Below are 8998 nucleotides of genomic sequence, written 5' to 3' on the forward strand. Positions count from 1 at the left end.
TGTCAGGCACCACTGCAGTGGTGCCTGACACCATTACCGACACCATTACAAAGAATCCACACAGGCACCCAAGCACACTTATTTATTTACTGGTGTTACATCAAGGTATTCTTCAAGGGTGATGCTGCGGCTCATGATGTCTTGGGCGATGGCTTTTCCGACGTAGCGCAGGTGCCAGGGTTCGTATTTGTAGCCGGTGATGGTGTCTTTTCCTTTTGGATAGCGGATGATAAAGCCGTATTCGGCGGCATGGTCCTGAAGCCAGCTTGCTTCGGGCGTCCCTTCGAAGCATGCCTCTGCGGCACATTTTCCATTTCCACCGGTCACATCGATGGCAAGGCCTGTTTCATGCTCGCTGGTCCCAGGAATGGCGCTATAGGTTCTTGCTGCTTCGTATCCATCCAGATTAACGTAGTACTTAAACAAGTTCTCTTGGGTGGCGTGCGATCTGTAGGCTGAGACACCTAAAAGGGTCACATTCTGCTGTTTTGCGGCCGCAAATAATTCTTCGATAGCACTGGCTGCTTTCGTACGCATTTTTCGTTTTTCAAGTTTTTCCTTAAATGTAAAAGGGATATCTGGGAAAATTAAATCAAGCGGCTGATAACTTTTAGGCAGTTTATTACGCTTATTGACCAGAACAGGAATAATTTCTGGGTTGGTAACAACCTGGAAGCTAACCCCCTTCTGCCCGCGGTCTGCTTTTTTGACAAGGTCGGATGATGGATTGTTTACAGGGACTGGAGGATTGGCTAATTTCTTATCGTTTTCCGCAACATGGTTTTTCCACACGCAGCCTGTAGAAACTGCTAAAAGGAATGAAAGCACAAAGAGCCATAACAACATTGAACGAATTTTTAACATCGGTAACTTCCTTTTTTTTAAGAGAATCACTGCTGTTACTATAATCGACACTTTTGCAGACTTTAAAACGTAAATTATTAACAATTGATAGGTCTAAAGACTCTTTAACTTTATTGTTCCGTTGCCTATATTTTTAATATAAACACATAAATTGTACGAAACGGCAAAGCCATTGAAAAATGGTGACGCAAAACTAAAGGGGCTAATGTTTAATTGACGATGCTTGCCAGTTACCGAACACGACTTACTCCTGCGATTTATGTTAACCACGATTGAGGAGGTTTTCATGTGTTGAAAATGTTTATTAAAGGTAAATATTATTATCATGTATTTCAGCATCGCCACAACGAGCTGCTCCAGCAAGACTGCCTATGTAATGACTTAAAGGTGAGGCTGAAGGTTAAAGCAACTTATCATAATAGTAAAGCCGTTGAACTTAGTTCGATTATGTAAGTGGAACCCAAAAGTAAAAAGCCTGGGGAGTTCCCCAGACTTTTTACTTTGCAATAAATTTATTTGTGCAAATGCTATCATTTTTTAGTGGGACATCGTTTTACTGCCATCATCATGACCGTCTTTGGTAACTTTCAATGCACCGACTGCTCCTTTTGTTGCGTGATTGAATTGGTGGGTAACAATCGGGTAGCTGCCTTCCTTCGTTACGGTAAATTCGACGACTGCCCCGCCGCTCGCTGGAAGCATAACTGTTTGCAATCCCTTCATATGGTTATACGGATTTCCGTCAAGATAAACATCATCGAACATAGTACCAACAACATGGAAGCTGCTGACTTCATTGGGACCAACGTTCATCACATAAAATCTCACTTTGTCGCCGACTTTAGCAAGGAGCGGGTGATCAACTAGAGCGCCGACGGTCCCATTTGTATTGTTATCGCCAGCTTTTAGAGCCTTTGTTGAAAAAACTACATATTTAGGTGTGCCATTCGTCATATCGTCCATATCGTTGTATTTGTACCATTCATTTTGAACAATCACATATTCCCGGTCGACCTTAGAATCAGTTGGGTAGCCATTCGTTGGTTTAACGATAATCGTACCGTGCATGCCGTTCGCAATATGGGCTAGAACTGGTTTGGTTCCGCAATGATACATAAACACCCCGGGATTATCCGCCGGATAGCTGAATGAGCCGGTCTCATCAGGCATGATGTCTGTGAAATCTTTAGATGGTGCCGCATGAACAGCATGCATATCCATGCTGTGCGGGATGGATGGATCCATATTTTTTAGGGTAAAATTAATCTTATCCCCTTGGTTAACCACAATGACTGGGCCAGGGGCCTCGCCGTTAAAGGTCCAAGCTTTATACATATCACCTTTAGCAATTTCGATATCGGTGATTTGTGAAGTCATTTCAATATTTACCTCATGTGCGCCGATGCGATCTATTTTAATTGGAGTTGGTTTTTGATTCACATGCTCATGTGGTCCGAATACCTTTGAAGTTACATTTGTGTTCGCTTCAGCTTCAACAGACTTTTCAATTGAAAGATCAGACTTTCCACAAGCACTTAATACCATGACAGAAGTAACCATAATTGCTGCAATCTTCGCTATCTTACCCACTTAAATCTCCCCCATTTATCTCCTATTTATGTTGATTTCTTACTACATCTTCATTTTAACTTTTCTAAAAACTCCCCTAGATTTAGGTCACTCATTATCAGGTAGATAGTGAACATATTGTGAATTGGTGAGCAAAGTAACATTATCACTATGTCAATATGAAATAATTCCTTCAGAAATGGCCATTCTAAAAGGAAAAGGAGGTATCTTTTTGAAAAAAAAACCTGATGAAACAAGTGAAGGATTAAATCAAATCTTTGCGATTATTAATGCAAAAGGTGATACAGGTGAGCTTAAGGAAATTGTCGAGCGGGACGAAGCCGAATGGAGCGAAGACGACCCACAAACAGTTAAATAAAGGCAAGTTCAAAAGACCTAGAGGCTATTCTAGGTCTTTTTCTAGGGACATTGTGGATAACAAAACTAACAATTGTGGATAATCAGGTGTAAAATGTAGATAGGTTGATTGTATCTGTGGATAGTCAAACAGCGCATGCAGACATCGGTAGAAGTGGACCATAGTTATTCACATAATCTGTGTATAAATAGGCAAAACCTGTGGATATCCGCCCATGATTTGTGGATATCACCAGATAATCTGTTGATAAACATAAAAAAAGAGCAAGTAGGTCTAAGGTGGTATAGACGACCATACATATGGTGATATATGCTTTTATTATCATTGTAAGGGGTTCCATATGTGTTTTAACATAACAGGATATACATCTGGGGGGACCTAAAATTTTAAAAAATGGGAGGGTATTAACATGAGTCGCTTGATTAAGAAGCTGCCTATACTCTTGATGGCAGCTGCACTAATTTTAACAGGGATTCCACTTTTGGGGTCTGGCAAGGCGAAGGCGCAAGAGGTAAGTATTCAGGATATAGTTATCGACCTTAACATCCCCCAAGTCACGAGAGAAGTAAATGATAACCAAATTAATTTGAATGCGCTACATACTTATCAGGATGGGCATTTTATGCTGGCTTCTAACAATTTATCGTGGACGTCCTCCAATAAAAATGTTGCCTTCGTTAAAGATGGCCAGGTCACTTTATCGGGGCATAACGGGAAAACATTTATCTCTGTCAGCGATGGCAAGTACTGTGACCGAATCTCAATTCAATACAAAGGAAATCAAGGTCAGATCCTTGTAGAAAAAGAAAAAGGAGCACGCTATGACCTTATTGGCAAAGCAATCAAGGAAATGACGATTGAAGAGAAGGTCGGCCAAATGCTCATGCCAGACTTCCGTACATGGAAGGGGAAAAATGTCACGGAAATGAATGACGAAATTGCCGAGCTTGTCAAAAAGTATCATCTTGGAGGTGTCATTCTGTTCCGTGAAAACACGGTTACAGCTGTGCAAACAACGAAACTCGTCAGTGCCTATCAAGATGCTGCTGAGAAGTATGGACTGTTAATTTCAATTGACCAAGAGGGCGGAATTGTGACACGCCTGCAGTTAGGAACGGATTTTCCAGGGAACATGGCACTTGGGGCGACAAGATCTGAAGAACTTGCTGAAAAAGTAGGCAAGGCGATTGGCGAAGAGCTGAACGCTGTTGGAATCAACATGAACTTTGGACCTGTGTTGGATGTAAATAATAATCCGGATAATCCGGTTATTGGCGTTCGGTCATTTGGCGAGGATCCGAAGTGGGTAGCAAAGTTGGGGAACGCCTATATTAAAGGGCTACATGAAACTGGGACAGCATCAACGGCAAAGCATTTTCCCGGGCATGGTGACACCGCAACCGATTCGCATTTAGGGCTGCCTGAGGTGCCGCATGACATTGACCGTTTGAAAAAGGTGGAATTGTACCCATTCCAGCAGGCAATGGATGCCGGAATTGATGCAGTGATGTCGGCTCATGTTACCTTCCCGAAAATCGATAGCACGAAAGCCATTTCGAAAAAGGATGGAACGGAAATTGCCATTCCAGGCACGCTATCACACAAGGTATTAACAGGTCTAATGCGCGAAGATATGGGCTTTAAGGGCGTTATTGTGACGGATGCGATGAACATGCAGGCGATCGCCGACCATTTTGGCCCGGTTGATGCCGCTATTCGTGCCGTAAAAGCGGGAACGGATATTGTTTTAATGCCTGTTGGACTTGAACCCGTTGCAAATGGGCTTTACGATGCAGTGAAATCCGGTGAGATTTCAACAGAAAGACTTAATCAGTCTGTTGAACGGATTTTATCGCTGAAATTAAATCGCGGGATTGTTAAGGCAGAAGTAGAAAAGAGCCTTGATGAAAAAATCTCTAATGCCGAGAAAGTTTGGAAATCAGCGGAACATTTAAAAATCGAAAAAGAAGCTGCTGCAAAATCGATTACACTTGTGAAAAATACTGGTATTCTACCTTTAAAGGCAGCTGCAGAAGATAAAATTGTTGTCGTAGGTTCAAGCGCCACTACTCTATTGGCTGAGGTTCAAAAACATCACAAAAACGTAACAGTTATTAATACTGCAACTCCACTTTCGGCAGCCAATTTAGCTATCGCAAAAACGGCAAAATATATCATTGTGGGAACGAATACTTCTACGGTGAGCGGGAGATTACCTTCTGCCAGTTTAATGAAGCTAGCCAATCAAATGATTGACGAAACGGATGCGGCGGTTATTGGCGTAGGAATTCGAAATCCGTATGATATTATGGCCTATCCTAAGGTTGATGCGTATTTGACACAGTATGGAACCAAGGACGTAAGCTTTGAGGCGGCGGTTAACACCATTTTCGGTGTAAATAAACCTACTGCCAAGCTTCCGGTCACGATTTACAACCAGGAAGGCAGCGTCTTATACGGATTTGACCATGGACTAGGGTATTAACTTTATTAATCACAGCATATATAAGCATGAGGGACCTTCTAAATAGGAGGTCTTTTTTTTAACTTGGAATTCTGGTTGAAAAACTGGTTTGGCGGAAATCCCCCCGAAAATTGGCGAAATAAATCCAAAGTTTGGCAGAACCCCCTCTAAAGCTTACATCTATCCAGTAGCTTCCTCTAATAAGATGACATTTGTCACCTGATTTTGATGACATTACTTACTAAGATTTTCCTCCATTAAAACGTACAATAAAATCAAGAAAGCAGGAGGTGTTCACGAACATGAACAAAATTGTGAGCTTAACAAACGTGACTAAGTCATTTCAACATAAAAAAGCGGTCAATGATATATCTTTTTCGATTGGAAAGGGAGAAGTTGTCGCGATTCTCGGACCGAATGGGGCTGGGAAAACAACCACAATCTCGATGATCTTAGGTCTGCTCAAACCATCAACTGGTGAAGTCCAATTATTTGGCCGCCAGCCGCAGGAAAGGCAAGTCCGTGAGAAAATTGGCACGATGCTTCAGGAAGTCAGCGTGATGCCAGGCTTGAAGGTGCGTGAAATCCTTGAACTCATCCGTTGCTATTACCCACACCGACTTGCAATGCCGGAACTAATCAAACTGACAGGCTTGACCGAGCAGGACATGAAAACACGGGCAGAGAAATTATCCGGCGGACAAAAGCGGCGCTTAAGTTTTGCACTCGCACTGGCAGGAAATCCGGAGCTGATCATTTTAGATGAACCGACCGTCGGCATGGATATCACCTCACGGAACCACTTTTGGCAAACCGTCCATCAACTGGCCGCCCAAGGTAAAACGATCATTTTCTCGACCCATTATCTGCAGGAAGCCGATGATGCCGCGGACCGAATCTTACTTTTTAAAGACGGGGCGATTGTCGCCGATGGAACACCGGCGCAAATCAAAGCAAGCATTTCGAAGCAGTCCGTTTCGTTTATCGTCGACCCGGAGATATCCTTAGAAAACCTATATCTCCATAGTGAAATTGATGATATTTATCGAAAAAATAACCGGGTCTACGTCCAGTCCACAAATACGGACCGAGTTTTAGAGCTTATTTTTCAAGAAAAAATTGGTGCCCGTGACATTCAAATTGAACGTGGCAAGCTTGAAGAAGCGTTTGAGCAGCTGACTAGCGCAGCGAAGGAGGCAATATAAGATGAAAGCATTTCAAATGCAATGCAAAATGGAGATTATCAGGATTTTAAGAAACCGGTATTTTGTGTTTTGGTCCATCGCAATGCCGATTCTCTTCTATTATATTTTTACGAATGTCGTCAATACGAATGCCTCGGATAAGGGTGAATGGGCGGCCCACTATTTAATGTCGATGACGGCGTTTAGTGTGATGGGGTCGTCGATTATGACGCTCGGCATTCGCATGGTGCAGGAGCGTTCGCAAGGCTGGTCAACATTTATCCGCATCACGCCGCTGTCCGACACCGTGTATTTCGCAGCACAAATGATTGGTCAAAGCGTGATCCATGTGTTATCGATTACGATTATTTTTATCGCCGGTTTCCTCATCAACGGTGTATCGCTTACAGCGCTGGAATGGGTGCTGAGCGGTTTATGGATTTTGCTTGGATCCCTGCCGTTTCTCGCCCTTGGCACTGTCATCGGGATGATGAAAAAAGTCGAAACAGCTGCAGGTGTCAGCAATGTGCTGTATATGATCATGGCGGTGGCAGGCGGGATGTGGACGCCGCTAGAATTTATGCCGAAGATCATGCAAAACATCGGGAAATGGCTGCCGTCCTATAATTTTGGCAATGGCGCTTGGGAAATCGTTACTGGCAGCATGCCTGATTGGAGGAATATTCTGATTTTAATCACCTATTTAGCCCTGTTTATGCTACTATCGAAGTATATTAGAAGAAAAACGGAAGCAGTGTGATGCGTTATGAAAAAGTCATTTAGCCTATTCCCGCGCCAAATGGGCTTTTTCCCTTATATCTTTCTGATATATATCGCTTTTCCAGCCTTTTATTTAACAAAAGAAACAGGAATGAAGCAGCTCCTCGGCTATGGCATGTTGCTGCTTTTCCTGGTGACCTACCGCCAGCTCTATTTTCTTATGGGAAAAAGAACATTCACTTCCTGGCTGGCCGTGCAAATGGCGATTGTATTTATCTTCAGTATCTTTTATGACATAAATTACATGTTTTTAGGGTTTTTTCCGGCGAACTTTATCGGCTGGTATCAGAATAAAACGGGTTTTCGCCGTGGATTAATTAGTTTAGTGATAGTTGAAATTCTTCCCTTCATTGTCCATATAATTAGAACGAAAACATTCTTTACCCCGACAGAGCTTATTTACTTCGTTCCCTTCCTGATCATTATGCTGATTTCACCGTTTGGAATCCGTTCAATGAACCGCCGGATGGAGCTTGAAAAGAAGCTTGACCAGGCGAACCAGAAGATCGAAGAATTGGTAAAGCGCGAGGAGCGGGTCCGGATTGCTCGCGACCTTCATGATACGCTCGGCCATACGCTGTCCCTACTGACGTTAAAAAGTCAGCTTGTGCAACGGTTGACTGTGGTTGACCCGGAACGGGCGCGGCTTGAAGCAAGGGAAATGGAAACCACCTCCCGTGCCGCGTTAAAGCAGGTGCGCGAGCTGGTCACCGATATGCGCACGGCCACCATCGCCGAGGAGCTCCTGCAGGTCCAGCAACTAGTACGGGCCGCGGGAATTACCTATCAGTACGAAGGCGCGGTTGATTTTTCAAGGATTTCCCCGTTTACACAAAATATCATCGGCATGTGTGTGCGTGAGGCGGCAACCAATATCGTCAAGCATAGCCGCGCCACCCACTGTTCGATTGCAATCAAGCTTTTTTCGGAAAAAATGAACATCGTCGTCCGCGATGATGGGATGGGCGTTAGTAGTAATCAAGCCTTTGGGAATGGTTTGCGGGGGATGGAAGAGCGGCTTGCACTTGTTGACGGGGTTCTTACTCTATCAAACAATAATGGTGCCGTTTTAGAATTGACAGTTCCCATCATTAAAAAAGCAGGGAGTGCCGCGATATGATAAGTTTATTTATTGCAGAAGATCAACGAATGTTATTGGGGGCGTTGGGCTCCTTACTTGATTTAGAGCAGGATATGAAGGTAATCGGCCAGGCGCTGAACGGGGAAGAAGCACTCACTTCTATTCTAAAGCTTGAGCCGGATGTTTGCTTGATGGATATTGAAATGCCTGTCTTGAACGGGCTCGAGGTAGCGGAGGAACTCGCACGCCGCTCGGCTCCCAGCAAGGTCATTATCCTAACTACGTTTGCCCGGCCTGGATACTTTGAACGCGCCGTAAAAATCGGCGTCCACGGGTACTTACTGAAGGATGGCGAGATAGATGAGCTGGCTGATGCGATTCGCAAGGTGATGGCAGGAAAACGGGTATTCAGCCCCGAGTTAACCTTTGATGTCATCCGCGAGGAAAATCCGCTGACGCCGAAAGAACAAGAGATTTTGAGATTAGCAGCCTTAGGGAAAACAACCAAGGAAATCACTTCGGAGCTCTACCTTTCATCCGGCACAGTCCGTAACTATATCTCAGAAATCATCCATAAGCTAGATGCGAAGAATAGAACTGAGGCCGCTGCCATCGCCGGAAAAAAAGGCTGGATTTAGCGCTGCAAAAGGTACCTTTTAATAGGGTGCCTTTTTATT

General features: G+C 43.8%; 9 protein-coding genes and 1 riboswitch. Of the genes, 7 read left to right on the forward strand and 2 right to left on the reverse strand.

Going from position 1 to position 8998, the window contains the following annotated elements; translation table 11 throughout:
- Positions 1–78 precede the first annotated feature (78 nt).
- Positions 79–864, reverse strand: coding sequence for a M15 family metallopeptidase (locus BSO02S_RS12580; protein ID WP_066067413.1), 786 nt, complete (start codon positions 862–864; stop codon positions 79–81).
- Between the two features lie 152 nt (positions 865–1016).
- A riboswitch (cyclic di-GMP riboswitch) is annotated at positions 1017–1102 on the forward strand.
- Positions 1103–1152: 50 nt separating this feature from the next.
- Between BSO02S_RS12580 and BSO02S_RS27090 the strand changes: the two genes are divergently transcribed.
- Positions 1153–1317, forward strand: a complete 165-nt coding sequence (locus BSO02S_RS27090) for a hypothetical protein (protein WP_157081460.1) — start codon at positions 1153–1155, stop codon at positions 1315–1317.
- An 84-nt stretch (positions 1318–1401) separates the two neighbouring features.
- On the opposite strand, the gene BSO02S_RS12585 is transcribed toward BSO02S_RS27090, so the two are convergent.
- Positions 1402–2454, reverse strand: coding sequence for a multicopper oxidase domain-containing protein (locus BSO02S_RS12585; protein WP_066067416.1), 1053 nt, complete (start codon positions 2452–2454; stop codon positions 1402–1404).
- Between the two features lie 211 nt (positions 2455–2665).
- On the opposite strand from BSO02S_RS12585, the gene BSO02S_RS27545 reads away from it, so the two are divergent.
- From BSO02S_RS27545 to BSO02S_RS12610, 6 genes are all read left to right on the forward strand, one after another.
- Positions 2666–2812, forward strand: coding sequence for a hypothetical protein (locus tag BSO02S_RS27545; protein ID WP_169802749.1), 147 nt, complete (start codon positions 2666–2668; stop codon positions 2810–2812).
- 409 nt (positions 2813–3221) lie between these two features.
- On the forward strand, positions 3222–5297 hold the full coding sequence (locus tag BSO02S_RS12590; protein WP_066067421.1) for a glycoside hydrolase family 3 protein: 2076 nt from the start codon (positions 3222–3224) through the stop codon (positions 5295–5297).
- A gap of 281 nt (positions 5298–5578) precedes the next feature.
- Complete coding sequence (locus BSO02S_RS12595; protein ID WP_066067424.1) at positions 5579–6481, forward strand: ABC transporter ATP-binding protein; 903 nt, start codon at positions 5579–5581, stop codon at positions 6479–6481.
- Between the two features lies 1 nt (position 6482).
- Positions 6483–7220, forward strand: coding sequence for an ABC transporter permease (locus BSO02S_RS12600; protein WP_066067427.1), 738 nt, complete (start codon positions 6483–6485; stop codon positions 7218–7220).
- 6 nt (positions 7221–7226) lie between these two features.
- Positions 7227–8360 (forward strand): sensor histidine kinase, encoded by a 1134-nt coding sequence (locus BSO02S_RS12605; RefSeq protein ID WP_066067429.1) that lies wholly within the window; start codon positions 7227–7229, stop codon positions 8358–8360.
- Positions 8357–8959 (forward strand): response regulator transcription factor, encoded by a 603-nt coding sequence (locus BSO02S_RS12610; protein WP_066067431.1) that lies wholly within the window; start codon positions 8357–8359, stop codon positions 8957–8959. The genes BSO02S_RS12605 and BSO02S_RS12610 overlap by 4 nt, the downstream gene beginning before the upstream one ends.
- The last annotated feature ends 39 nt before the right edge of the window (positions 8960–8998 follow it).

Source organism: Neobacillus soli NBRC 102451 (assembly GCF_001591665.1).
Lineage (GTDB): Bacteria > Bacillota > Bacilli > Bacillales > Cytobacillaceae > Neobacillus > Neobacillus soli.